The organism is Psychrobacillus sp. FSL K6-1267 (genome assembly GCF_038003265.1).
Taxonomy (GTDB): domain Bacteria; phylum Bacillota; class Bacilli; order Bacillales_A; family Planococcaceae; genus Psychrobacillus; species Psychrobacillus faecigallinarum.
The window spans coordinates 1,650,134-1,672,071 of sequence record NZ_JBBOOR010000001.1; the positions used below are offsets into that span (position 1 = coordinate 1,650,134).

Genomic DNA, 21,938 nt, shown 5'->3' on the forward strand with positions numbered 1-21,938 from the left:
GAGAGGTGAGAGAGTGGCAGCATTTTTCCCATATCAAGGAGCTAGCACAGACACAGAAAAAATTAATGAGCACGTTACAGAGAACGCCAGTAAAGTAATTAGCAATCTTAAGCTATTAGAGAACGAGATTAATAAGTTTAAGTCGTCTCTCAAAAGACAATGGATGATTACTGGTGAGAATTACTATGAGGGTGAGCAAGATATTTTAAAAAGAGAAAGAATGATCATCGGTAAGGGTGGCCTTCTTGAAAAGGCTGGTAACCTCCCTAATAACAAAATACTTGATAATCAATACTCTAAGCTTGTAGATCAGAAGGTGAATTATCAACTAGGTAAACCTATAACCATCGAAACAGAGGATGATAACTACTTAAAGAAGCTACAAACTATATTCAATAAACGCTTCCATAGAACACTTAGAAATATTGGACAGGATGCATTAAATGGGGGGATAGGTTGGCTATATCCTCATTATAACGAGGAAGGAGAATTTGTTCTAAAAAGATTCCCTCCTTATGATATCATTCCGTTCTGGAAAGATGCCGAGAAGACAACTGTTGATTATGCTGTACGCATTTATTCAATTTCTATTTACGAAGGTGATAAAGAAGTAGTAAAGGAAAAAGTAGAAGTCTATACCAAGAATGGAGTAGAACATTACGAATGGTTTAACGGTCAGCTAGTGCCGGATGTTATCCAACCTAACTCTTCATATATCACTGTAGATGATGGGGAAACAGTAGAAAAACTAAACTGGGCTAGGGTGCCTTTGATTCCTTTCAAATTTAATAACAAAGAAATACCACTTATTAAGCGTGTGAAGTCTCTACAAGATGGAATTAACATCATGCTCAGTGACTTTGAAAACAACATGCAAGAGGATGCTCGTAATACAATTCTTGTTTTGCATAACTATGATGGACAGGACTTAGGTGAGTTCCGACGTAACCTAGCGCAGTTTGGTGCGGTTAAAGTTCGTTCTGGTGATGGTCAAAAAGGTGGGGTAGACACCCTAACAGTGGAAGTGAATGCGGATAACTACAAATCAATCCTAGCTCTGTTTAAAAAGGCTCTCATAGAGAATGGCCGTGGGTATGATGCTAAAGATGAACGTATGGCCAATAACCCTAACCAAATGAACATACAGTCCATGTACAGTGATATCGAGCTTGATGCAAATGGTATTGAGACAGAATTCCAAGCCTCGTTTGAAGAACTTCTGTGGTTTGTTAATAAGCATTTGGCTAATACAGGTCAAGGCGATTATGATGAACAACAAGTAAACGTCATATTTAACCGAGATATATTAATAAACGAGATGGAAGTTGTAGAGGTATTGGAGAAATCCCCTTATATGCCACTCGAAAGTCGTCTTGCCCAACATCCATATGTTAGTGATGTGCAGCTGGAGTTAAAACGTTTGAAGCAAGAGCAAAAAGAGCAAATGGATCTTTTTGATAACTACGACACTACCTTCCAGAAGAAGCAAGGTGATGTAATTGGCAAAGACACGTGATTACTGGCGAGAACGTTTTGAACAATTAGAAGATGCTCAATTTAACAAGGGGGCTACTTACTATAAGGACTTAGAAAAAGCCTATATTCAAACGTACAACGCTATTGAGGCAGACATTTTGAAATGGTATAGCCGTTTTGCCGTTAATAATGAAATATCCCTGGATGAAGCTAAACGATTACTCAAGTCGGATGAGCTCAAAGAGTTTCAATGGACTGTAGAGGAATACATTAAGTACGGTGAAAAGAATGCTATTAATCAAGAATGGATGAAGGAACTAGAAAATGCCTCTTCTCGAGTCCATATAAGCCGTTTAGAGAGTTTACAACTACAGCTAAGGCATCACGTAGAAAAGCTCTACGGTGGACAGCTAGAAGGCTTTGAGCAACTGATGAAAGAGACCTATCAAGATCAGTATTATCATGTAGCGTTTGAGATACAAAAAGGATTTGAAGTCGGGTTTACCTTGCAAGCAATTGATGAAGTCCAGCTTACAAAAATCATCAGTAAGCCATGGACTGCTGATGGTATGACGTTTAGTCGTCGTATATGGCGTGATCAGAACCAATTAATACATTTACTACAAACCAATCTTATGCAAACTGTGACAAGAGGAGAGGCTCCAGATAGATTAATCAGTGTAATTACTAAGAAAATGGGTTCTTCTCGTTCTAACGCAGCGCGATTAGTACAAACCGAAGCTTCTTTCTTCAGTGCTGCAGCTCAAAAGGATGCATTCAATGAGTTAGGTTTAGAGAAGTATGAAATCATTGCAACGCTTGATGGCAAAACAAGTGAAATATGCCGGAGCATGGATGGCAAAGTATTTGATATAACTGACTTTGAGCCTGGTGTAACAGCTAATCCTTTCCATGCTAGGTGTAGGACTACAACGGCACCTTATTTTGAGGATGACTATAGTAAGCGAATTGCGAGAGATTTGGAAGGTCAAACATATTATGTACCTGGCAATATGAAGTATGGTGAATGGTATCAGTCGCAAGTTGAAAAACATGGCGAAGAGAAATTGGCTAGTTCTAAAAAAAAGAAAGCGAATAAACAAGCGGATAAAAAAGAGTATGCAAGTTTTAAACAAATAATAGGCAATAATAATCCTAATACATTGGATGCCTTCCAAGAAATAAAGTATAATGATAGCAATGTATGGTATCATCTTAAAGGTTTTAAAATGGCTGTTGAGAAAGGTGATATTCACGCACTGACGGGATATGATACGTATAAGAGTGTTGCTAACGAAATTCGAGAAATCTTGGTTGGCCTTACTACATCTGACGGTATTGTAATTACAAGCTACAAATCACATTTTATAGATAGAATTATTGGGCAAATTGAAGCTGGAACGGCCCAAAAGGGAAAAAGGACTGGTGTACAAATTGAAGATGTCAAAGAGGCACTCTTGAATCCTATAAGCATTAAAGAAAGTAGAAATAATGCGCGTCAATATATTAATGAAAAATGTATAGTGACCATAAACATCTTATCGGGTCATTTGATTCAAACTACACCAAAAGCAAAGGAGTGACACTATGATTAAAATGTCAAAAAGAGATGAAGAGTTTTTAAGGAAACATCTCTCAAACCTTGATGAGCTACGAAAAGGAAAGATAAATGACTTATTGTCGGAAGTATACGATATAACCATTGAAGGGTTAGATGAAAATGATGATCCGACAGATTTATATTTTGAAGCGCAAAAAGTTTATGATTCTATATATTTATTAAATTAGCACCCAACTACAGAAATGAAAAGTTGAGTGCTTTTATTATGTCCGTTTTTACTACAGATGGTAATTTAACAAAGATGTATGTTACACCAGTTTGTACATTTCATATTCAAGGTAATCTAATTTGCTTGTCCATCTTAATCCAGAAATCTCAGGTAATAGGCTTCTGTAATCTGCCCAGTTAAGAATGTGCACGTTTTCTAATTCTTTCGAAATGGAAACGAGTCCCTTTGAATTGTATGCTGGTTTATGAACATAAATTAGTAGTCTCTCAGCAAGATCAATTTCTTTTGACCAAGTTTCTAAATCTGGATTAATTGGTCCATGTAATCTACCGATATAAATTTTTAGGTTATTAGAATCATTCGTATCGTACCACCCTTCTTGCAGTATTCTTTTACCAAGTGTTTGAAAATCTGCCTTTCCAATGTAAAGTAAAATGTCACTTCCATAAACCGGATGTCTACCATATATCTGATAAATTCCATAGTCTATTTCAGTATTCGTGAGAGAAGGCAATTCATCATGTCTAAATGGTCCCTTCCATTGTAATTGAATTAATCGAGTTTGTGCTTCTAACACTCTCATCACCCTTTTAGTAATTTTTAATATTTCCATTTTATACTATAAAATGAAAATATAGATATAGTCTTTTTAGCGTTTGCAGACGTAAAAGAACAAAGCTGGTCGAGGACGTAACCTCGTAAAATTAAATCGTAACCAATAGGAGGAAACATACATGAAACGTGAATTTTTAGAAGGTTTAGGACTTGAAAAAGAAATAGTTGAGAAAATTATAGGTGAGCATGGAAAGTCAGTAGAATCGAATAAATCGAAGTTAAAAGACATAACCACTGACCGTGATGATCTAAAGATTCAACTGGAACAGCGCGACAAGGATTTAAAAGATTTGAAGAAGAAAGCAGAAGGTAGCGAAGAACTTCAAACTCAGCTTGCTGATCTTCAATCAAAGTATGACACGGACAAGGGTGAGTACGAACAAAAGTTGAAGGATACTCAGCTATCCAGTGCTATCAAACTAGCTCTTGCTGGTAAAGTACATGATACGGATATCGCTATCTCACAGATTGACAAGGCCACAATTGAATTAGACACAGAAGGCAAGATTACCAAAGGTTTAGATGAGCAGTTAAAAACACTGCAAGAATCGAAACCTTTTTTGTTTGTCCCTGAAAAGAAAAAACAGACATTTAAAGGTTGGGATCCAGCAGATAGTAATAACGATAAAGACAGTTCATCAGACATTGGTAGTAATTTTGCTAAAGAAGCGAATTCAAAAGGAACCCCAGCTGAAAAAGCTGTAAATCCATGGATTTAAAAAATAATAAAGGGAGGGCATCCAAATGCCATATGTAAGCGAAACAAGAAACTATAGCCGAGTAAATTTTTTAGCATCTTCCAAAGTACAGTCGTTCACTACTCTGGTGAGTGATGTAGGAGTTACTGCAGTGGAAGGAAAGAAAATCGTGAAAGCAGGTACTATATACCCTGCAAATGATGCAACAGCTAAAGGAATTATTTACAACGATGTAGATGTTACTAATGGACCGCAACCAGGCGCACTGATTGTAGAGGGGTACATTTTAGAAGAACGTCTTCCGACAGCACCAACAGCCGAAGCAAAAGCAGCAATGACAAAAATAACATTCCGATAAAAACATAATGAAAAGAAGGGTGGAAACCAGTAATGCCAGACATTTTAGAATTATTTAATCAGAAGACAGTACTAAATTATTTGAAAGAACGTCAACTTACTCCTTATTTGGGGGAAACGTTATTTCCAGAAGTAAAACACGACACACTAGAATTTGAATATCTAGTAGGTGCTAGCAACTTACCTGTTGCTGCAAAGATTCATGCGTTTGATACTGAGGCTGAGATTGGTTCTTTAGATTTTAACGACCAAGCACTTGAAGCTGCTTATATTAAAAAGAAATATCAAATCAAAGAAAAGGATTTAATTGCTCTACAATTCCCACGTACTCCACAAGAGCAACAAACATTGGTTAAACGTGTATTTAATCTAATTGACCGTGCAGTAGCTGATGTACGTGCTGAAGTAGAAGTAATGCGTATGCAAGCTTTGGCAAATGGAGAGTTAAGCCTTGCAATGGAAAGTGGTGATACCTTAACAGTAGATTATCAATTGCCTGATGATAATAAAGAAGCTTTGTCAGGCACTGATATCTGGGGGACTGGCACTGAAGATATTATAGGAGACTTAGAGCGTTGGGCATCTGCATTAGATGAAAAGCCGACACGTGCTTTAACTTCTACTAGAATCGCTAGTCAAATATTACGTAATTCAAAAATCATTGGTTACTTATTCGGAAAAGATAGTGGACGAGTTGCTACATTAGGTGATCTTAATAGTTTCCTAACTTCACATCAATTACCAACCATTGCAACATATGATTCCAAATATCGTGTGCAAAATGCTAATGGAACTTATTCAACACAACGCTACTTTCCAGAAAACAAATTCGTAATGTTTGGTGATAGTGCTCTAGGTGAAACTTTACATGGTCCTACACCAGAAGAAAGCCGCCTGTTGCTAAAAGGTAATGAAGAAGTAACGAATGTAGGAAACATTATTGGTATGGTATTTGAGGAAGGATTAGACCCTGTATCAACTTGGGCTAAAGCTGCTACTACTGCTATCCCATCATTCCCTGAAGCAAACAACGTATTCCAAGCCCAACCAATCGTATAAGAAGGAGGACAACAGTATGAAACTAGTAGAAGTATTAAAGGTTCCAGTTCGTTATAAAGGAGAAACTTATAAAAAAGGTGACTCTTTTGAAATGGATGATGATCACTTTAACGAAGAGTTAGTTAAAGTCACTGGTGAAGTGAAGCAAGAGGATAATCCTTTTGATGGAATGTCTATTGATGAATTGAAAGTTTATGCCGAACAACAAAACATTGATATCGGTAATGCTACAACAGAAAAAGGCATTATCAAGAAAATCGAAGAAGCTCATAAGACAGAATAGGGCGTGATACGATGCTATTAGCAGTTAAATTACGACTTGCTATGTTTGGTATTCCAGTTTCCAATGATCCAAAAAATACAGATGATATGATGCTAACCTTTATTATCGAAAAGGTGACTAATCATATCAAAAATCAAACAAATCTATACTCAATCCCTGATGGCCTGCGAGAAATCGCTATCGATATGGTCGTCGGGGAATTTTTATATACCAAAAAATCAATGGGCTTGCTTAATATTGATTCCCTCAATTTTGAGGTGATGGTTAAACAGGTCCAAGATGGAGATACCAATACTGTTTTCGCAGTAGAAGAAGGTATGTCCCTAGAGAATCAATTCAATCACTTCCTTTCTTATCTACAACATCCTAATGCTGATTTTGCTAAGTATAGGGTGTTAACATGGTAAGTCGTAGAAGAAAGGCTCTAGAGTTACTTTGGAAAGGCATATGCACTGTATATGTGTGGGGAGAAATAGAAGATCCCCTTACCCATATCACTAAGCAAGGAGAAGTACTTAAATACGATAACCTTAAATGCAAACTGTCTCACAAAAATCTTAGTGCTACTAGTTCTACTGGTGGTCCAGCTATCATTGTTCAACAGGTAAAATTGTCTCTTGGTAATGAGTATGACATTCCTGCAGGCTCCAAAATAATCGTGAATCAGAATGGTCAAACTTCTGCGTATACTCGCAGTGGTGAACCTGGAGTGTTCATGGACCATCAAGAAATAGTGTTAGAACCTTTTAAGAGGTATGCCTAATGGCTAGATGGGGCAGGGTGGATTATCGACAACTGAAACGCCTACAAGAGAAGATGCAAAAACTAGAGGCTGCAGGCTTAGCAACATTCTGTGAGGATGCTGCGAAAGAAATAGCTGCTAGATTGCTAGCAAAAGCAATTAAGCGTACTCCAGTTGGTGTATATGAGGATGGTAAAACTGGAGGTACGTTACGCAGAGGGTGGACTATTGATGCGAATGTAGTAAGACGAGGGAATGTATATGAAATAGAAGTCATTAATCCAGTGGAATACGCTCAGTACGTTGAATTTGGACATCGTACAAGAAACCATCAAGGCTGGGTTAAGGGTAGGTTTATGATGACTATTTCTGCTGACGAAGTACAACAACAGGCACCGAAGTTACTTGAAAAGAAACTCAATAAACTATTGAAGGAGGCTTTCGATGGAGATTAATGACATACAAGAAGCTATATCCATTAAGCTTCATCAAACTTTCGGATCTGGTTACAAGAAGTATATCGATGAAGTACCGCAGGGGTTTATAACTCCTGCTTTTTTGATTCAATTTTTAAACTTAGAACATATCCGGCAAATCGGTGATAGGTGGAAGGTGACTACGCTATTCAACGTACAGTACTTCCCCAAAAACGGTTCGTCTGAGGCTTCTAATATGACATTGAAGACACAACAATCACTAAAACAAATAGCGCTGTTAAATGGCTCTCAAATGCTAGGCAGTGGTTCTAATAGTGAAGTGATAGATGGCATAGCCCATAATTTTGTTCATTTTAACTTCTTTCTACAAGATGTTGAAGAGAAAGTATTCATGGGATCGTTAGAGCACTATGTAAGCAAGAAAGGGTGATATCAAATGACAAAAAAACAAACTGCTCTGGAAAAGGCTGAGGTTACTACAGAAGTTGCAGCAAACACAGGAACTTCTTTATTGGAGTTCTCGAAGGAACAACTTGTTAAATCCCGCCGATATGTTCATCGTCGCGATGCACTCAATGCATTGCTGGAGGATGACAGAGTATATTCATTTGCACAGGTGGAAGAGATTTTAAAGAATTTTGATAAAGGAGGACTGCAATAATGGCACTAGGTGGAGGTTTTTGGTTAACACAAAACAAAGTGTTGCCAGGTACGTATCATAATTTTATTAGTAAAGCCCGTGCATTCGTGAATTTATCGGATCGTGGTTATGCAGCATTGCCCATTGCACTAGACTGGGGTGCTGACGACACTGTTATGACAGTAACCAAAGAGGATTTGCAAAAAGATTCTTTAAAGCTTTTTGGTTATGACTACACACATCCAAAATTAAAAGGGATCCGTGATTTATTTAAAGGTGCACTTACTGTATTCTTTTACAAGTTAAATTTAGGAGGCAGCAGAGCCGAAAATGATTTTGCTACAGCTAGCTACAAAGGGTTACGCGGAAATGATATTACCATCGTTATTCAACCTAACGTAGACGAACCAGCAAAATGGGACGTAAAAACTTTGTTAGATGGAACATTAGTGGATGAACAATTGTCTATCTCGACTGCAGTTGATTTAAATGCGAATGATTTTGTCACTTTCAAAAGCAATGCAACATTAGCTGCAACAGCAGGTACCCCTTTGACAGGAGGAGCCAACGGAGCTACAGCTTTAACTGCAGGTACACCTCATCAATTGGCATTGGATGAGCTAGAGGCATATGGCTTTAATACTCTTGGATGTTTATCAGAAGAGCCTGTTATAAAATCGCTTTATGCGGAATACACAAAACGTATTCGAGATGAAGTTGGTGGTAAGTTCCAGTTAGTTGGGCATAAGTTAGGCGCTGCTAATCATGAAGGAGTTATTGATGTCCAAAACGATGCAATCGGTGAGGGAGAAGAGGTCTTTGGTGCTGTATATTGGGTTACTGGTGTACAAGCTGGAGTAGCGGTGAATCAATCAAATACAAATCGCACATATGACGGTGAACATACGATTGATATGTCTGAAACAAAAACGCAGCCCCAACTAAAATTGCTTTTGAATTCCGGAAAATATGTTTTCCATCGTGTAGGTGATGCATTCAACGTGCTAGAAGATGTCAATACATTCACTTCCTTTAGAACAGATAAAAACGAGGATTTCTCGTTTAATCAGACTATAAGAGTCTTGGATCAAATTGCAATTGATACAGCACACTTATTTAATACTCGCTATTTAGGTAAAGTACCGAATGATACAGATGGTCGCATTTCTTTGTGGAATGATATTGGTAAGCATCGTAGTGTAATGCAGGGAATTCGAGCTATTCAAAACTATGACAAAGAAAAGTTATTGATTGGCCAAGGGGAGTCCAAACGAGCTGTTGTAGTCCAAGAAGAAATTACAAATACACTAACGATGTCGCAACTTTATGTGACAACGATGGTTGCGTAAGGGGGTAGTCAAATTGGAAGAAAACAAATTACTAAATCATCCAAATACAGAAAAACTATTGAACACTTTTTTAGAAAGTAACGGTAAAGCTAAATTACCACTTAAATTAAACCTACAATACTTTGCGGCTGCTGATACCATGCATGCGAAAGACGCCATACATGGAGCACAAGGAAAGGCTTACATCACGTTAGAGGGTGTACGGTATTTATTTGCCCAACTGATTAACTTAGAGGCACGGATGGATAAAACCAAAACTCAGGTACCGATTATGGGGCGCACAGGTAAGGGGAACAAATCAACAGGTTGGGAAGGTACTGGCTCAGCAACGTTTCATTTTAATACTTCAATCTTTCGGAAACTGTTAAAGCGTTATAAGGACACTGGAGAAGATATTTATTTTGATATCCAAGTGACTAATGAAGATACTTCTTCAAGTGTAGGTCGTCAAACTACAATTTTAATAGACTGTAACTTAGACGGCGGTTTAATAGCATCCTTAGATGCAGATGCAGAATATCTAGAAGATAGCATCGACTTTACTTTCGAAGATTGGGATATGCCAGAGGAATTTTCTATCTTAGGTGCAATGCAATAACACTTTAGGAGCTCACCTTGGTGGGCTCTTATAAAATATAAAGAGAGGTTTGTTATATATGCCATTGAGAGTAACTGACATTGTTGATACTATCCATAATCAAAATGAGAAACCTAAAGAATTATATGAAAAAGTATTTGATGAAATCGGAAATCACATTAAAGACAATGCTGAGCGGTTAGCTAATCAAATTGTTGATACACATCGAGGAATGAAAATTGAAATAGATATACCAATTAATGAATTAGTTAATTTTTCGGTTAAATTTGATGAATATATAAAAAAATCGGAGGGCAAATAAATGAGTAACTTAACAGCTTTTTTAGCACAAAATGCAATCAAGGTAGAAATAGCAGAACATCCGGTATCCAAGCGTTTTATTGATCCAGATACAAAAAAAGTGATGAACTGGAAAGTCGGTGCAGTAACTTCTGATGAAGATGAGTCATTAAGAAAGCAGCATACTAAACGTTTACCTGTTCCAGGTAAGAAGAATATGTTTCAACCAACCACTGATTATGATGCTTACCTTGCTTCATTAGCTGTGAAATGTACGTTGTTCCCTGACTTAAACAACAAAGAACTTCAAGATAGCTACAAAGTATTGGATGCAGAATCATTACTGAAGAAAATGTTATTACCAGGTGAGTACGCAGATTATCTAAAATTCATTCAAAATAAAAATGGTTTTGACGTAGGTATGGAAGAGGCTGTAGAAGAAGCAAAAAACTAATTGACGACGGTGACTATGATGCCAATGTAGCATATTATTGTTTGCATAAACTTCATAAGTGGCCGTCTGAATTCGATTCTCTCCCTAAATATGAAAAGGCTTTTGTCATTGCAGCTGTACAAATAAAAATGGAAAATGACAAGAAGAAAGAAGAGGAGGCCAAGAGAGAAAGTAATAGAAAAAAAGGAAGAAAAAAGAAATAGATTCTAGATATTATTACTCCTTAACGGTAATATTTATATATAAGGAGGTTATATATATCAATGCTTTTAATTCTTATTGTTGTAACAATTATTATTCTCTTGATTATGTTTTCATTTGCTCTTGTAAAGGTTGCTTTTACAAAATCATCAGTTTGTCCTCAGTGCGAGAGAAAATTTAAAGGTGCTACAAACGCTTTGAAATGTCCGCATTGTAAGCATAAGCTTTATAGAAATAAACAAGGTCAATATATGTTATCTCAGAATTAAGCACTCTCTTTGAGTGCTTTTTATTTTGGCACAAAAAGGGGTGATCAATATCGCAACAATTAGAACCGCCATACAAATTCAAGATAATATGTCTCAGGCCTTTCAATCGATGAATACTGCAATGAATGTGGTAATAAGTAGTTTCGAGTCACTGCAAGAAGCTTCTGGTAATGCAATCGATACTAATAGTATTCAATTAGCTAGGCAAGAATTATCCAGAGCAGAAAGTGCATTTAATGACGTGGAACAAGAGATTAGACAAGCTGAACATGCCCAAGAGCAGTTTAATCAAGAAATAAGGGCAGGAACTGCTTCTGCCGATGGCTTGCTAGAGAAAATTTTGGGGTTAGTAGCTACTTACTTAGGATTACAGGCTGCAGGTGATGTACTTAATCTTTCCGATTCGCTAGTTCAAACAAGCGCTCGGTTAAACATGATTAATGATGGACTTCAGACAAATAAACAATTACAAGAAATGATATTTGAGTCCGCTGAGAGATCTAGGGCTTCCTATATGGATACAGCTCAAATTGTAGCAAGGGTAGGAATGAATTCCGGTGATGCATTTTCTAGTACGAGAGAGATGGTATTTTTTGCAGAACAGTTAAATAAAAAATTCAAAATAGCTGGTGCAACAACGGAAGAAATGAGTTCTGCGATACTTCAGTTAACACAAGGACTCGGATCTGGTGTTTTAAGAGGAGAGGAATTAAATGCAGTATTTGAAAGTGCACCTAATATCATTCAAAGTATAGCAGATTATCTAGATGTCCCATTAGGTAGAATTAGAGAAATGGCTTCTGATGGAGCACTTACTGCAGATATTGTGAAAAACGCCATGTTTGCTGCAGCAGAAGAGACCAACGCTGCCTTTGAAAAAATACCAAAGACTTTTGCGGATATATGGACAAGCTTTAAGAATCGCGCTTTAGTAGCTTTTGAGCCAGTTTTGATGAAGCTTAATGAGATAGCAAATAACGAAAAATTCCAAGGCGCAATAAATTCTATAGTCGATTCATTGTACTTCCTGTCAGCAGTTACTTTAGTAACTTTAAATACTTTAAGTAGCATTGGAAGTTTCTTATATGATCAATGGTATTATCTAGGGCCGATAATATATGGTATTGGTGGAGCTATTTTGACTTTCACTACTTATCTAACATTAGCCAGACTTGCAATTCTTGCTGTCACTGCAGCTCAATGGGCTTGGAATGCTGCAATGGCCGCAAACCCAATTGGACTAATCATTATAGGCATTGTTGCAGCAATAATGATATTAATTGGTTTATTCTATGCAGCAATTGGTGCGATAAACCACTTTGCCGGTACTTCTATTAGCGCTACAGGTGCAGTTGCAGGTTATTTTATGTTAATGTTCGCTGTTATCCAAAATCAATTTGCACTTCTTTGGAATATCATAGCATCCGTTGTTGAATTTTTTGTGAATGTTTGGCAGCATCCAATTTACTCAGTGATGAAACTGTTTGCAAATCTAACAAATAGCTTCTTAGACAATGCGCTTGCAATGACGAGTGGATGGGATGGATTTGCTACAGCATTTGTTAATGCGATTATATCTGCAGTTAATGGCGCTATAAAGGCATGGAACTGGTTCATTGATTTACTACCAAAAGATATTGCAAGCACATTGGGCTTAGGAAAAGGAAGTGAATTCAGCTATAGAACATCCATTACAAGTGATTTATCCGCAATGAAAAATGCAGTAAATGCCATGGTGGGAGAACCTCCCGAAGGTTATTGGGAAGCACCGAAAATGGAATCAAAGAATTTAAGGGCTGCTTGGGATACTGGATATGATAAGGGATCTAATTTTAGTTTTGGAGAAGGGCGAAAAGACGTTTCATTTGAAAATCCTTTTGATGATATCCTCAATGGTATTCAAGGAGCTGTTAATCCATTAAATGAAGCAGGTAAAGATACAGCAGGAAACACAGCGAAAATGGCTAAAAAAATGGATGCCTCTGCAGAAGACTTAAAGTATTTAAGAGACATTGCTGAGCGTGATGTAATTAATCGATTCACAACTGCAGAAGTAAAAGTGAATATGAAGAACGATAACTATATCAATTCAGAGATGGATCTTGATGGTGTTATTGACCACTTTGGTGAGAAGTTAGAGGAAACATTAGAATCAGTAGCGGAAGGGGTGTAACAGGTGGCATATAGTTTCTTTATAGATGGAATACAACTTCCTGTTGCTCCTTCTTCGTTAGAAATGAAAATTAATAATCAAAACAAGACCATCACCTTGATCAATGAAGGGGAGGTCAATTTATTAAAGCAGGCAGGGCTGACAGATATTAGTTTGGAAGTTCTATTGCCTAATGTAAAATATCCTTTCGCTGTCTATCCAGATGGATTTCAACCGGCAACCTTCTATCTTGAAAAACTAGAAAAACTGAAAATATCTAAGACGCCCTTTCAATTCATCGTCACTCGATTAAAGCCGAGTGGCGATTTACTATTTGATACGAATATAAAGGTATCTTTAGAAGACTACTCTATTGAAGAAGATGCAGAGAACGGTTTTGATATTACATTTCCTATTACTCTCAAACAATATAGAGAATATGGAACAAAGGTGATTCAAGTTAAAAAAGCTACATCTGCTAAGGCTAAGCCAGTGGCTACTGCAGTTAAAAAAAGAGCTTCAACCAAGGCTCCTCCAAAGTCATATAAGGTTGTAAAGGGTGATTCATTATGGGCAATATGTAAGAAACATTTTGGAACAGTAACTAGAACTATGACAGATGAGTTAGCTGCTAAAAACGGAATAAAAAACCCTAACATTATTTATCCTGGGCAGGTGATTAAATTTTGAGCATACAGATTATCATCCAAAATGGGGATAGGTTGATGGAGCCAGCAGTAGAGGACGGTATCGTGTGGGAGACTTCTCGAAAAGGGTCTCCCGGTAAATTAACCTTTAGTGTTGTGAAGGACCAAGCTCTTCAATTTGAAGAGGGAAATGCTGTTCGTTTCAAGAAAGATGGACAAAATGTCTTTTTTGGTTTTATTTTTACCAAGAAGCGTTCTAAAGATGGTTTAATCAGTATTACTGCCTATGACCAGTTGCGCTACTTAAAAAATAAAGATACGTATGTATACACGAATAAAACGGCAAGCGAGTTTATTAAGATGGTAGCAAATGATTTCCGAATGAACACAGGAACCATTGAAGATACAGGGTTTAAAATTGCTAGTCGGGTAGAGGATAACAAAACTTTGTTTGATATGTTTCAAAATGCCCTTGATTTAACTATGAACAGCACTAAAAAGATGTATATTCTTTATGATAACAACGGCAAACTTACCCTTAGAAATTTAGAAAAGATGAAACTCGATTTATTATTGGACGAAGAAACGGGAGAAAACTTTGACTATACATCTTCTATCGATTCCAACACTTACAATAAGATCAAACTTTCATACGAAAACGAGAAGAAGGGTAAACGTGAAATCTATATAGCGCAGGACAGCAAAAATATGAATGAATGGGGCGTTTTACAACACTTTGAAACCATTCAAGAGGGTACGAATGGGAAGGCTAAAGCAGATGCATTACTCGCTCTCTATAATCGTAAAACACGAAGCCTTAGTATGAACAAGGCTTTTGGAAACATCTATGTACGTGGCGGGAACATGTTGGTTGTTCGTTTGAACTTGGATGATGTCAGCCTCATGAATTACATGATTGTGGAGAACGTCAAACATACATTTAATGAAAATGAACATTTCATGGACTTGCAATTGATCGGTGGTGAGTTCAATGCGTAGTATGGAAGACATTCTAAAAATGTTTAAGCGTGCTGCTAAAGAAGCGATTGAAGCTGCAGATCCGACGGCCATTGAATTTGGTATTGTTACAAGTGTTTCTCCATTGAAAATCTTAGTGGAACAAAAGAAGGAACTTACTTATGCGCAATTGGTATTGACTCGAAATGTCCGCGATTATGAAATCGAAATGACCATAGAACATGTGACAGAAGAGGCTGAATCACATACCCATGAATATAAAGGGAAAAAGAAGTTCATCGTACACAATGCGCTTAAATTGGGTGACGACGTTATGCTCATCAAAATGCAAGGAGGGCAAAAATACATTGTCCTCGATAAGGATGTGAGCCAATGATACCTCAGTCGAATAATGACCTACTCAGCGATTTTGAAGAAGCCGTAGAACAACCCACTAAAAATTATAAATTACATTTAGACAAGAATCGTATTGCAGGATTTATCGATGAGATAGAGGCCTTAAAGCAAGCGATTTTTTTAATGCTTTCCATCGAAAGATATGACCATATTATTTACTCTTGGAACTTTGGTGTGGAATTCAAGGACTTGTTTGGACAGCCTATTGCTTTCGTTCTCCCTGAGATAAAAAGACGTATCGCCGAATGTCTTCTTCAAGATGATCGAATTCAGGAGGTAGACAACTTTGTTTTTGAAACACAGAAAGGTAAGGTTCATGTAACCTATACGGTCCATAGCATCTACGGTGATTTCGAAAGCGAGAAGGAGGTGGTTTACTAATGCCAATTGATTTAGATATTACCTACGAGGATTTACTCGAACAAAAATTAGCTGGTGTCAATCCTGCTCTTGATAAGAGGGAAGGTACATCAATTATTTACAATGCAACGGCAGCAAACACTATTGAAATTATTCAAATGTTGTATACGTTAAAGAATCAGATAGACCTGGTATTTGCAGACACTGCTCCGAGGGAATATTTAATAAGGCGTGGAGCTGAGCGCGGTAAGAAACCTTTAGAGGCTACTAGAGCTAGACTAAGAGGTGTGTTCAATAAGAGTGTGAATATAGGGGAGCGCTTTTCACTCGAAGACCTCAATTATGTGGTTACCCAGAAGATTACTGACTTTGAATACGTGTTAGAGGCTGAAACAGTAGGAGAGATTGGTAACTTATACCTTGGAACGCTAATCCCTATCAACTATATAGATGGCCTTACAACTGCAGAGTTAGTAGAAGTTTTGGTTCCAGGGGAAGATGAAGAAGATACGGAAGTTTTTCGTGAGCAATACTTCGATAGTTTTGATTCTACAGCCTTTGGTGGCAACCGGAAGGATTACAAAGACAAGGTGAGGCCTTTGCCGGGTGTCGGTGGTGTCAAAGTTTACAGAGCATGGAATGGAGGTGGTACGGTCAAATTAGTAATTATCGATTCGCAATTTAAAGTACCCACTCAAAGCTTGGTTGATGAGGTTCAAGAAAAGGTGGACCCTTTATCTGCTCAAGGGGAGGGGGTTGGCTTAGCTCCCATAGATCATATAGTAACTGTTTTTCCAGTTGAAGGGATGCCAATAGATGTCGTATTAAATATTACTTATCAAACGGATTGGTCGTGGCAGGATATCGAGGAAAGCGTTCATACGGTAATTGATAATTATTTCACTGAATTGGCGAAAGATTGGGCAGGGGCGAATAGCTATGAAGAGGATCATGCAGGATTAGTAGTTCGTATATCTCAGATAGAAACAAGGATACTAGGTGTTCCTGGGGTGGTGGATATTGCTAATACCCAACTCAATGGAGGTACTTCTAACATCGTTCTTTCTCCAGAGGCTACACCGAAACGGGGTGTAGTAAGTGGCTAAAGAAGTAGATATTCTAAGTTATTTGCCACCAGTTTTTCATGAGATTAAAGAATTGGTTGAAGTGGCTGCTATCGAAAATCCGGTTCTCAGCAGTTTGTGGGAAGAAATCGAGAAGAGTTTAGATGATCAATTCGTGGCTACAGCGAGTGAAAGAGGTATAGCTCGTTATGAAAAAATGTTAAAGCTCAATGTACCTGCTACTGATTCACTGGAAACTAGGCGATTCCGCGTGCTTACTCGCTATCAAGAACAAGCTCCCTACAGCTATAAAGTATTAAAACAAATACTAGACAGTTTACTTGGGGAGGGGCAATACAAGTTAGAACGTGATGTCTCTGCTAAAACATTGAGCGTGAAAATCGAATTAACGGTAAAAGGGATGTTTGAAGCAGTGGTTGTCATGTTAGAGCGTATTACTCCTCAAAACATGGTTCTGAAGGTTGAGTTACGTTACAACCAATATGCTTTGTTATCTAAATATACGCACGCTCAACTATCGCAATTCACACACGAACAATTAAGAAATGAGGTGTTAAATTAATGCCAACTAATACTCCTAACTTTAATTTAGTTAAACCAACGCAAGAAGATTTCTATAACGTTGATGTACCAAATAATAATATGGACATCATAGACGGAGAATTAAAAGCTCTACAAGATGCTATTACTTCAGGTGCTACAGAACAAGAACTAAACAATATAAGGGAAGCTCTGGAGACTCATTTGACAGACGAAGCGGACCCGCATAATTCAACACAACAAGCGATCGATTGGGCAAAAAGCTTTGGTTTAGGTTCGTCAGCTAGAGCCTTATCTGATTTAAATACTATAAATGCGGAATCAGGTTTTTACTTTACTACAACCGGTGCTCTGAATACCCCTAAAGGGGTAGGAGATACGGGTTCTGTTTTACAAATTGCAAAAAATATCAACAACGTATCCCAGGTGTATGTAGATATGAATAACGCTTGTTTATATAACAGAGTTAGAAACGGGAGTTCATGGGGGGGATGGAAACTTATTATAGACGAATCTATGAAAAATATTCCTGGAGGTATCGTAGGTCTGGATAGTAAAGGGCAAATACCTTCTAGTACATTACCATCTGACAACGAATTGAAACTACGAACATTGGGACTGTTTTAGAAAGGGGAACAGCAATATGCTTACAACAAGAACACGCAAGTACAATATTATCGACGGTACTATAAATTCCTCTATGCCTGAGACAAACATCATAAGTATTACAGGAAAAGGAATGTTAAAAACAGTAAGGGAAATGACACAGAGTGGAAATAGACATCCTCATGATTTAACCTTTCGTGTATACATTGACGGTAATCTAATAACGACTGATAGTAATATACAATTATTCAATAGATACGGTATCGCGGTAGCTTCTTCACAGGTTTATTCAACTTCGTATAACTTGCCGTTTGAACAAGAATTCAGAATAACATTGGAGATAAAACCTAGTACACAAACCCCCCCACAGCAAGGGTTCAGGATAGACCTGGATATGCTATTTATTATGGAATCGTAAAGGAGGATAAAAATGTACTATATTATTTATAACAAACAGGATAACAACATAGCTGTTATCACATCACTACCTGAAGAAAGCATTTCAACGTACTTTACTAATTTTGTGAAAGGAATAGGCGGCAATGAAAGTTCTTACGGAACTATTCAAACTAACGATTCTAGAATATTCTCTCACAAGATTACAGTGGATAAAGGGTCAATATTAATAGGAGAGATAGATACGCCAACTGTTCCTATGATTCCTTCAGAAGCGGATGAACTCCGAGAAAAAAATATGGTATTACAGCTAGCACTAGCCGAAGCAGTGGAAAAGCAGGAAAAGGACAAGGTTACAAATCAATTGGCATTAGCAGAAATGATAGAAACATTAACTATAAGAGGAGTGTTGTAAAATGGTTACATTATACGCAGATTTAATAGAATTAGGTTTACGAGTATTAGAAAATCCAAGTGAAGGTGAAATTGCAGTACCGTCTTTTTTAAGAGAAGGTGTTAGAAAAGAATTAGTAAAACGGGAGGCTATAATGTAGGTTAAATTTCTTTTGATATTCTATATTTTTGAAACTTCTTTCTACTATATTCGTATACGTAAGTTATTCACCACAAGAAAGGAGTATGAAAATGCAAACACTTCTAGGATTACAAGTCCCTTTGCAGGTAGCAATAATAACAGCAACAATTGGGGCAATTACATTAATAATAAATACTCTGATAGGAAAATGGAACATAAGTAGCTTAAAGCAAAGAAGATACATTGATACAATAAGTAAAGAAAGAATTGAGTGGTTAAATAAAATACGCAATAGTTTTGTTGAATTTTCTACTACAACTTTGGAATATACTATCCTATGGGATGTTTATAAAGCCAAAGATTTAGAAAAAGAACATGAAAAAAGTAAACAATTATATGATGCTCTAATCAAATTACATGCAACTTCTGAAAAAATATCCTTGCTATTAAACCCCACTGAAGAATTTTCAATTAAACATGACGGAGATTGCGCTAACCTATTGGACGTTTTAAGTGAAGAAAAATTTATAAGAGAGGAGTATACTAAACGTCATGCAGTATTACATTTCACACAACAGGTGATTCTAAAAGCAGAATGGCAAAGGATAATAAAAGAAATAGAGATAGGTAAAAAGCTACAGAAAAGTGATGTTGATCTTATATATAATGAAGTATCAAAGGAAATTCTTAATAGTCAAAACAAAGAAGAAGTAGTCCTTAATGTATAAGTAACAGGAACAAAGTAGATGGGATTTAGATATTTGTAAAATAAAAAAGGAAGAAACTATTTAATTTTTACCTTCATTTCTGGAACACGATACAAGTCTTGCAGAAAATTTTTGAGAATGATTTTTGTTACCTACCGCGAAAACATTCAAGAGGGTTTAATATAATTAACTTAATCAGTTATACTAGATAATAGAAGCCATCCTTCCGAAGCTGATTTAACATTTAATGGAATAAATATGAATTTCGGAGATTACAGGTTTTGCATAAAAGGGAACATAGTAGAGGGTACGGAACTATTTTGATGAGTACGCCCTATAACCTGGAAGTGAAATATAAGAACTATTACTATTACTATTACTATTACTATGTCAGTGGATAGTCACGGGCACTGTGTAAAGGGAAAGTACCTTTAAAAGAAAATTGAATTCAAAGTTGATGGCAACAATATAAAGTTAAATTTGTGAGTATTATGGAACGTCCTAATAGGCGTTCTTTTTATTTATCCATATTATCTCGAGGAGTTTTGAGAATGATGGAGGGAGAGAGTGTAGGTGACGAGATTGCAAATAACCGGGTTTAAATCCATTGGAGCACTACTTGCAAGTTTTGCTATGTATATGCTTCAAATAGTAAACGAGGCCATTGTGGTACTCGTTTTTTTCATGTTATTAGACATGGTTACAGGAGTGTTGAGGTCCTTTTTGACCAAGAGTTGGAACAGCACTGTCGGAATGGCAGGAATTATCAAGAAGGTAGCTATCTTTGTGTTAATAGGGATGGCCGGTGCGGTTGAATATATAGCTTTATCAGCAGGACAAGATGGAAAAGGTCTAGTTATTCTAGCAGTTACTAGCTTCTTTATTGTTAATGAAGGAATTTCTATTTTAGAAAATTGCGCCCAACTCGGGCTGCCTATTCCGCCGGTTTTATATAACGTTTTGGAAAAACTCCACAAGGATCCAATAGGCAAGGAACAGAGCATACTTAGACATCCTACAATGGAGAGAATGGACAAAGTAAAGCTGTTAAAAGAAAACGAAGTACTGCAGCAGGAATTATTAATAAAAGAAATCAAGGAGGAAGAAAAATTATGAAAATCAACTGGAAAGTACGTTTTAAGAATCCTGTGTTTATCTTTCAATTAGTGTTATCAGCACTAATACCGCTTTTAGCATCTGCAGGCCTAAGATTTGAGAATCTGACTACATGGAGCATCGTTGTCGATTTAATTGTACAAGCATACAGCAACCCATTTCTTTTATTTACAATGGTTGTAGCTGTATATGCAACGCTTACTGCCCCTACAACTAAAGGTCATTCCGATTCAAGACAAGCTTTAAATTTTAGCAAGCCTAAAGGGGTGAAATAAATGTCAAAGCCATCGAATTTCCTAATCGCACTTGATGATGGCCACGGCATGCAAACTGCAGGAAAGAGGACTCCTATTATACCGGAGCTAGGGAGATACATCCCAGAGAATGAATTTAACAGGGCAGTAGTAAACCTCATGGATAAAATGTTAAGAGATATTGGTTTTAAAACATTGTTAGTAGCACCTACTGATGCAGATACTTCTTTAAAAGCAAGAACCGATTTGGCGAATTCAAGCAAAGCGGATATATTTATTTCCATTCACTTTGATGCGATGGGAAGTACATGGGGAACTGCAGAAGGACATTCTATTTTTGTGTATCCCGGATCAGCATCTAGTAAAAAACTAGCAGAGTGTATTGCAGAGTTTTTAAAGCAAGGAACTACACAAAAATGGCGAGGGATTAAAGAGCAAAACTTTCATGTGTTAAGAGAGACGAAAATGCCGTCAATCCTTTCTGAGAATGGATTTATGGATAATCCGCGTGAGGCAAGGTTGATGGTAGATAAAGATTTCCAAAAAGAAGTAGCTAGGGAACACGTACAGGGTATTTGCGAATACTTTGGAGTGAAATTTATTGAAAAAGAGGTGGCAGGAGTGTCTGAACAAAAAATTGTATTATCGCCAGGTCAACAAAAAGCAAAGGATTCTTTAGTAAAGCATGGATTAATGGCTGCTAATTATGAGGTAATGGATTCGGTGGATGTTCGATTAATTACCATGCTTGCGCCTTTGTTAAATAAATTAGAAGAAAAAGGTTCAATATAACATTCAACCCTGCTCACTTAATTGTGGGGGGCTTTTTTATTTATTCTAATAATCTAAATATAATTATTCCATTATGGACTCTATAATCAATTATGTAATATAGAGCGTTCTTTTTTTTTGAATAAAA

Annotated in this window: 32 protein-coding genes; 31 read left to right on the top strand and 1 reads right to left on the bottom strand. The window is 37.0% G+C overall.

Going from position 1 to position 21,938, the window contains the following annotated elements; all coding sequences use genetic code 11:
• Nucleotides 1-13 precede the first annotated feature (13 nt).
• Genes MHB55_RS08120 through MHB55_RS08130 form a run of 3 tightly spaced genes read left to right on the top strand, consistent with a single transcriptional unit; the run spans nt 14 to nt 3,264 of the window.
• Nucleotides 14-1,516: a phage portal protein gene (locus tag MHB55_RS08120; protein ID WP_340862979.1), complete on the top strand. Its 1,503-nt coding sequence runs from the start codon at nt 14-16 to the stop codon at nt 1,514-1,516.
• Nucleotides 1,500-3,059, top strand: coding sequence for a minor capsid protein (locus MHB55_RS08125; protein ID WP_340862980.1), 1,560 nt, complete (start codon nt 1,500-1,502; stop codon nt 3,057-3,059). Before MHB55_RS08120 ends, MHB55_RS08125 begins: the two co-directional genes overlap by 17 nt.
• A 4-nt stretch (nt 3,060-3,063) precedes the next feature.
• Nucleotides 3,064-3,264, top strand: a complete 201-nt coding sequence (locus MHB55_RS08130; protein ID WP_340862981.1) for a hypothetical protein — start codon at nt 3,064-3,066, stop codon at nt 3,262-3,264.
• 81 nt (nt 3,265-3,345) lie between these two features.
• On the opposite strand, the gene MHB55_RS08135 is transcribed toward MHB55_RS08130, so the two are convergent.
• Complete coding sequence (locus tag MHB55_RS08135; RefSeq protein WP_340862982.1) at nt 3,346-3,843, bottom strand: hypothetical protein; 498 nt, start codon at nt 3,841-3,843, stop codon at nt 3,346-3,348.
• Between the two features lie 157 nt (nt 3,844-4,000).
• Here MHB55_RS08135 and MHB55_RS08140 point away from each other — a divergent pair, with 157 nt between their 5' ends.
• The 28 genes from MHB55_RS08140 to MHB55_RS08275 all read left to right on the top strand — a co-directional run bounded on the left by MHB55_RS08140 (nt 4,001) and on the right by MHB55_RS08275 (nt 21,811).
• Nucleotides 4,001-4,600, top strand: a complete 600-nt coding sequence (locus tag MHB55_RS08140; protein WP_340862983.1) for a phage scaffolding protein — start codon at nt 4,001-4,003, stop codon at nt 4,598-4,600.
• A gap of 25 nt (nt 4,601-4,625) precedes the next feature.
• Nucleotides 4,626-4,937, top strand: coding sequence for a hypothetical protein (locus tag MHB55_RS08145; protein ID WP_340862984.1), 312 nt, complete (start codon nt 4,626-4,628; stop codon nt 4,935-4,937).
• A gap of 32 nt (nt 4,938-4,969) precedes the next feature.
• The gene (locus MHB55_RS08150; protein ID WP_340862985.1) at nt 4,970-5,995 is read left to right on the top strand and encodes a major capsid protein; all 1,026 of its coding nucleotides are present in this window, start codon (nt 4,970-4,972) and stop codon (nt 5,993-5,995) included.
• A gap of 16 nt (nt 5,996-6,011) precedes the next feature.
• Nucleotides 6,012-6,278, top strand: a complete 267-nt coding sequence (locus MHB55_RS08155; RefSeq protein WP_340862986.1) for a hypothetical protein — start codon at nt 6,012-6,014, stop codon at nt 6,276-6,278.
• Between the two features lie 11 nt (nt 6,279-6,289).
• A complete protein-coding gene (locus MHB55_RS08160; RefSeq protein ID WP_340862987.1) occupies nt 6,290-6,685 on the top strand; it encodes a hypothetical protein in 396 nt (131 codons plus the stop codon).
• Entirely contained in the window at nt 6,679-7,041 is a 363-nt protein-coding gene (locus MHB55_RS08165; protein WP_340862988.1) for a hypothetical protein, read from the top strand. Before MHB55_RS08160 ends, MHB55_RS08165 begins: the two co-directional genes overlap by 7 nt.
• Nucleotides 7,041-7,475 (top strand): HK97 gp10 family phage protein, encoded by a 435-nt coding sequence (locus tag MHB55_RS08170; RefSeq protein WP_340862989.1) that lies wholly within the window; start codon nt 7,041-7,043, stop codon nt 7,473-7,475. Before MHB55_RS08165 ends, MHB55_RS08170 begins: the two co-directional genes overlap by 1 nt.
• Entirely contained in the window at nt 7,465-7,887 is a 423-nt protein-coding gene (locus MHB55_RS08175; RefSeq protein WP_340862990.1) for a phage tail terminator family protein, read from the top strand. Before MHB55_RS08170 ends, MHB55_RS08175 begins: the two co-directional genes overlap by 11 nt.
• Before the next feature lie 6 nt (nt 7,888-7,893).
• Nucleotides 7,894-8,118, top strand: coding sequence for a hypothetical protein (locus MHB55_RS08180; RefSeq protein ID WP_340862991.1), 225 nt, complete (start codon nt 7,894-7,896; stop codon nt 8,116-8,118).
• The gene (locus tag MHB55_RS08185) at nt 8,118-9,446 is read left to right on the top strand and encodes a phage tail sheath subtilisin-like domain-containing protein (protein ID WP_340862992.1); all 1,329 of its coding nucleotides are present in this window, start codon (nt 8,118-8,120) and stop codon (nt 9,444-9,446) included. The genes MHB55_RS08180 and MHB55_RS08185 overlap by 1 nt, the downstream gene beginning before the upstream one ends.
• A gap of 13 nt (nt 9,447-9,459) precedes the next feature.
• Complete coding sequence (locus MHB55_RS08190) at nt 9,460-10,044, top strand: phage tail tube protein (protein ID WP_340862993.1); 585 nt, start codon at nt 9,460-9,462, stop codon at nt 10,042-10,044.
• Nucleotides 10,045-10,102: 58 nt separating this feature from the next.
• Nucleotides 10,103-10,345, top strand: a complete 243-nt coding sequence (locus tag MHB55_RS08195; protein ID WP_340862994.1) for a hypothetical protein — start codon at nt 10,103-10,105, stop codon at nt 10,343-10,345.
• Nucleotides 10,346-10,777: a phage tail assembly chaperone gene (locus MHB55_RS08200; protein WP_340862995.1), complete on the top strand. Its 432-nt coding sequence runs from the start codon at nt 10,346-10,348 to the stop codon at nt 10,775-10,777.
• 495 nt (nt 10,778-11,272) lie between these two features.
• The gene (locus MHB55_RS08205; protein WP_340862996.1) at nt 11,273-13,420 is read left to right on the top strand and encodes a tape measure protein; all 2,148 of its coding nucleotides are present in this window, start codon (nt 11,273-11,275) and stop codon (nt 13,418-13,420) included.
• Between the two features lie 3 nt (nt 13,421-13,423).
• Nucleotides 13,424-14,089 carry a LysM peptidoglycan-binding domain-containing protein gene (locus MHB55_RS08210; RefSeq protein WP_340862997.1) on the top strand — a complete coding sequence of 222 codons (666 nt, stop codon included), beginning with the start codon at nt 13,424-13,426 and terminating at the stop codon, nt 14,087-14,089.
• A complete protein-coding gene (locus MHB55_RS08215; RefSeq protein WP_340862998.1) occupies nt 14,086-15,045 on the top strand; it encodes an XkdQ/YqbQ family protein in 960 nt (319 codons plus the stop codon). The genes MHB55_RS08210 and MHB55_RS08215 overlap by 4 nt, the downstream gene beginning before the upstream one ends.
• The gene (locus tag MHB55_RS08220) at nt 15,038-15,400 is read left to right on the top strand and encodes a DUF2577 domain-containing protein (RefSeq protein WP_340862999.1); all 363 of its coding nucleotides are present in this window, start codon (nt 15,038-15,040) and stop codon (nt 15,398-15,400) included. Before MHB55_RS08215 ends, MHB55_RS08220 begins: the two co-directional genes overlap by 8 nt.
• The gene (locus MHB55_RS08225; RefSeq protein ID WP_340863000.1) at nt 15,397-15,801 is read left to right on the top strand and encodes a DUF2634 domain-containing protein; all 405 of its coding nucleotides are present in this window, start codon (nt 15,397-15,399) and stop codon (nt 15,799-15,801) included. Before MHB55_RS08220 ends, MHB55_RS08225 begins: the two co-directional genes overlap by 4 nt.
• A complete protein-coding gene (locus MHB55_RS08230) occupies nt 15,801-16,886 on the top strand; it encodes a baseplate J/gp47 family protein (protein WP_340863001.1) in 1,086 nt (361 codons plus the stop codon). Before MHB55_RS08225 ends, MHB55_RS08230 begins: the two co-directional genes overlap by 1 nt.
• On the top strand, nt 16,879-17,427 hold the full coding sequence (locus MHB55_RS08235) for a putative phage tail protein (protein ID WP_340863002.1): 549 nt from the start codon (nt 16,879-16,881) through the stop codon (nt 17,425-17,427). Before MHB55_RS08230 ends, MHB55_RS08235 begins: the two co-directional genes overlap by 8 nt.
• A complete protein-coding gene (locus MHB55_RS08240) occupies nt 17,427-18,032 on the top strand; it encodes a pyocin knob domain-containing protein (RefSeq protein WP_340863003.1) in 606 nt (201 codons plus the stop codon). Before MHB55_RS08235 ends, MHB55_RS08240 begins: the two co-directional genes overlap by 1 nt.
• A 16-nt stretch (nt 18,033-18,048) precedes the next feature.
• Nucleotides 18,049-18,429: a hypothetical protein gene (locus MHB55_RS08245; protein WP_340863004.1), complete on the top strand. Its 381-nt coding sequence runs from the start codon at nt 18,049-18,051 to the stop codon at nt 18,427-18,429.
• Nucleotides 18,430-18,441: 12 nt separating this feature from the next.
• Nucleotides 18,442-18,822 (top strand): hypothetical protein, encoded by a 381-nt coding sequence (locus tag MHB55_RS08250; RefSeq protein ID WP_340863005.1) that lies wholly within the window; start codon nt 18,442-18,444, stop codon nt 18,820-18,822.
• 1 nt (nt 18,823) lies between these two features.
• A complete protein-coding gene (locus MHB55_RS08255; protein ID WP_340863006.1) occupies nt 18,824-18,961 on the top strand; it encodes a CD1375 family protein in 138 nt (45 codons plus the stop codon).
• A gap of 91 nt (nt 18,962-19,052) precedes the next feature.
• Entirely contained in the window at nt 19,053-19,670 is a 618-nt protein-coding gene (locus MHB55_RS08260) for a hypothetical protein (protein ID WP_340863007.1), read from the top strand.
• Nucleotides 19,671-20,222: 552 nt separating this feature from the next.
• A complete protein-coding gene (locus tag MHB55_RS08265; protein ID WP_340863008.1) occupies nt 20,223-20,765 on the top strand; it encodes a phage holin family protein in 543 nt (180 codons plus the stop codon).
• Nucleotides 20,762-21,040, top strand: a complete 279-nt coding sequence (locus tag MHB55_RS08270) for a phage holin (protein WP_340863009.1) — start codon at nt 20,762-20,764, stop codon at nt 21,038-21,040. Before MHB55_RS08265 ends, MHB55_RS08270 begins: the two co-directional genes overlap by 4 nt.
• Complete coding sequence (locus tag MHB55_RS08275; protein ID WP_340863010.1) at nt 21,041-21,811, top strand: N-acetylmuramoyl-L-alanine amidase family protein; 771 nt, start codon at nt 21,041-21,043, stop codon at nt 21,809-21,811.
• Nucleotides 21,812-21,938 lie beyond the last annotated feature (127 nt).

Bases quoted from the DNA above. Each gene is read 5' to 3' on its own strand.
- MHB55_RS08130 (WP_340862981.1), top strand. From the start codon at position 3,064: ATGATTAAAATGTCAAAAAGAGATGAAGAGTTTTTAAGGAAACATCTC.
- MHB55_RS08140 (WP_340862983.1), top strand. From the start codon at position 4,001: ATGAAACGTGAATTTTTAGAAGGTTTAGGACTTGAAAAAGAAATAGTT.
- MHB55_RS08145 (WP_340862984.1), top strand. From the start codon at position 4,626: ATGCCATATGTAAGCGAAACAAGAAACTATAGCCGAGTAAATTTTTTA.
- MHB55_RS08150 (WP_340862985.1), top strand. From the start codon at position 4,970: ATGCCAGACATTTTAGAATTATTTAATCAGAAGACAGTACTAAATTAT.
- MHB55_RS08155 (WP_340862986.1), top strand. From the start codon at position 6,012: ATGAAACTAGTAGAAGTATTAAAGGTTCCAGTTCGTTATAAAGGAGAA.
- MHB55_RS08160 (WP_340862987.1), top strand. From the start codon at position 6,290: ATGCTATTAGCAGTTAAATTACGACTTGCTATGTTTGGTATTCCAGTT.
- MHB55_RS08165 (WP_340862988.1), top strand. From the start codon at position 6,679: ATGGTAAGTCGTAGAAGAAAGGCTCTAGAGTTACTTTGGAAAGGCATA.
- MHB55_RS08170 (WP_340862989.1), top strand. From the start codon at position 7,041: ATGGCTAGATGGGGCAGGGTGGATTATCGACAACTGAAACGCCTACAA.
- MHB55_RS08175 (WP_340862990.1), top strand. From the start codon at position 7,465: ATGGAGATTAATGACATACAAGAAGCTATATCCATTAAGCTTCATCAA.
- MHB55_RS08180 (WP_340862991.1), top strand. From the start codon at position 7,894: ATGACAAAAAAACAAACTGCTCTGGAAAAGGCTGAGGTTACTACAGAA.
- MHB55_RS08185 (WP_340862992.1), top strand. From the start codon at position 8,118: ATGGCACTAGGTGGAGGTTTTTGGTTAACACAAAACAAAGTGTTGCCA.
- MHB55_RS08195 (WP_340862994.1), top strand. From the start codon at position 10,103: ATGCCATTGAGAGTAACTGACATTGTTGATACTATCCATAATCAAAAT.
- MHB55_RS08200 (WP_340862995.1), top strand. From the start codon at position 10,346: ATGAGTAACTTAACAGCTTTTTTAGCACAAAATGCAATCAAGGTAGAA.
- MHB55_RS08220 (WP_340862999.1), top strand. From the start codon at position 15,038: ATGCGTAGTATGGAAGACATTCTAAAAATGTTTAAGCGTGCTGCTAAA.
- MHB55_RS08225 (WP_340863000.1), top strand. From the start codon at position 15,397: ATGATACCTCAGTCGAATAATGACCTACTCAGCGATTTTGAAGAAGCC.
- MHB55_RS08230 (WP_340863001.1), top strand. From the start codon at position 15,801: ATGCCAATTGATTTAGATATTACCTACGAGGATTTACTCGAACAAAAA.
- MHB55_RS08240 (WP_340863003.1), top strand. From the start codon at position 17,427: ATGCCAACTAATACTCCTAACTTTAATTTAGTTAAACCAACGCAAGAA.
- MHB55_RS08245 (WP_340863004.1), top strand. From the start codon at position 18,049: ATGCTTACAACAAGAACACGCAAGTACAATATTATCGACGGTACTATA.
- MHB55_RS08250 (WP_340863005.1), top strand. From the start codon at position 18,442: ATGTACTATATTATTTATAACAAACAGGATAACAACATAGCTGTTATC.
- MHB55_RS08255 (WP_340863006.1), top strand. From the start codon at position 18,824: ATGGTTACATTATACGCAGATTTAATAGAATTAGGTTTACGAGTATTA.
- MHB55_RS08260 (WP_340863007.1), top strand. From the start codon at position 19,053: ATGCAAACACTTCTAGGATTACAAGTCCCTTTGCAGGTAGCAATAATA.
- MHB55_RS08270 (WP_340863009.1), top strand. From the start codon at position 20,762: ATGAAAATCAACTGGAAAGTACGTTTTAAGAATCCTGTGTTTATCTTT.
- MHB55_RS08275 (WP_340863010.1), top strand. From the start codon at position 21,041: ATGTCAAAGCCATCGAATTTCCTAATCGCACTTGATGATGGCCACGGC.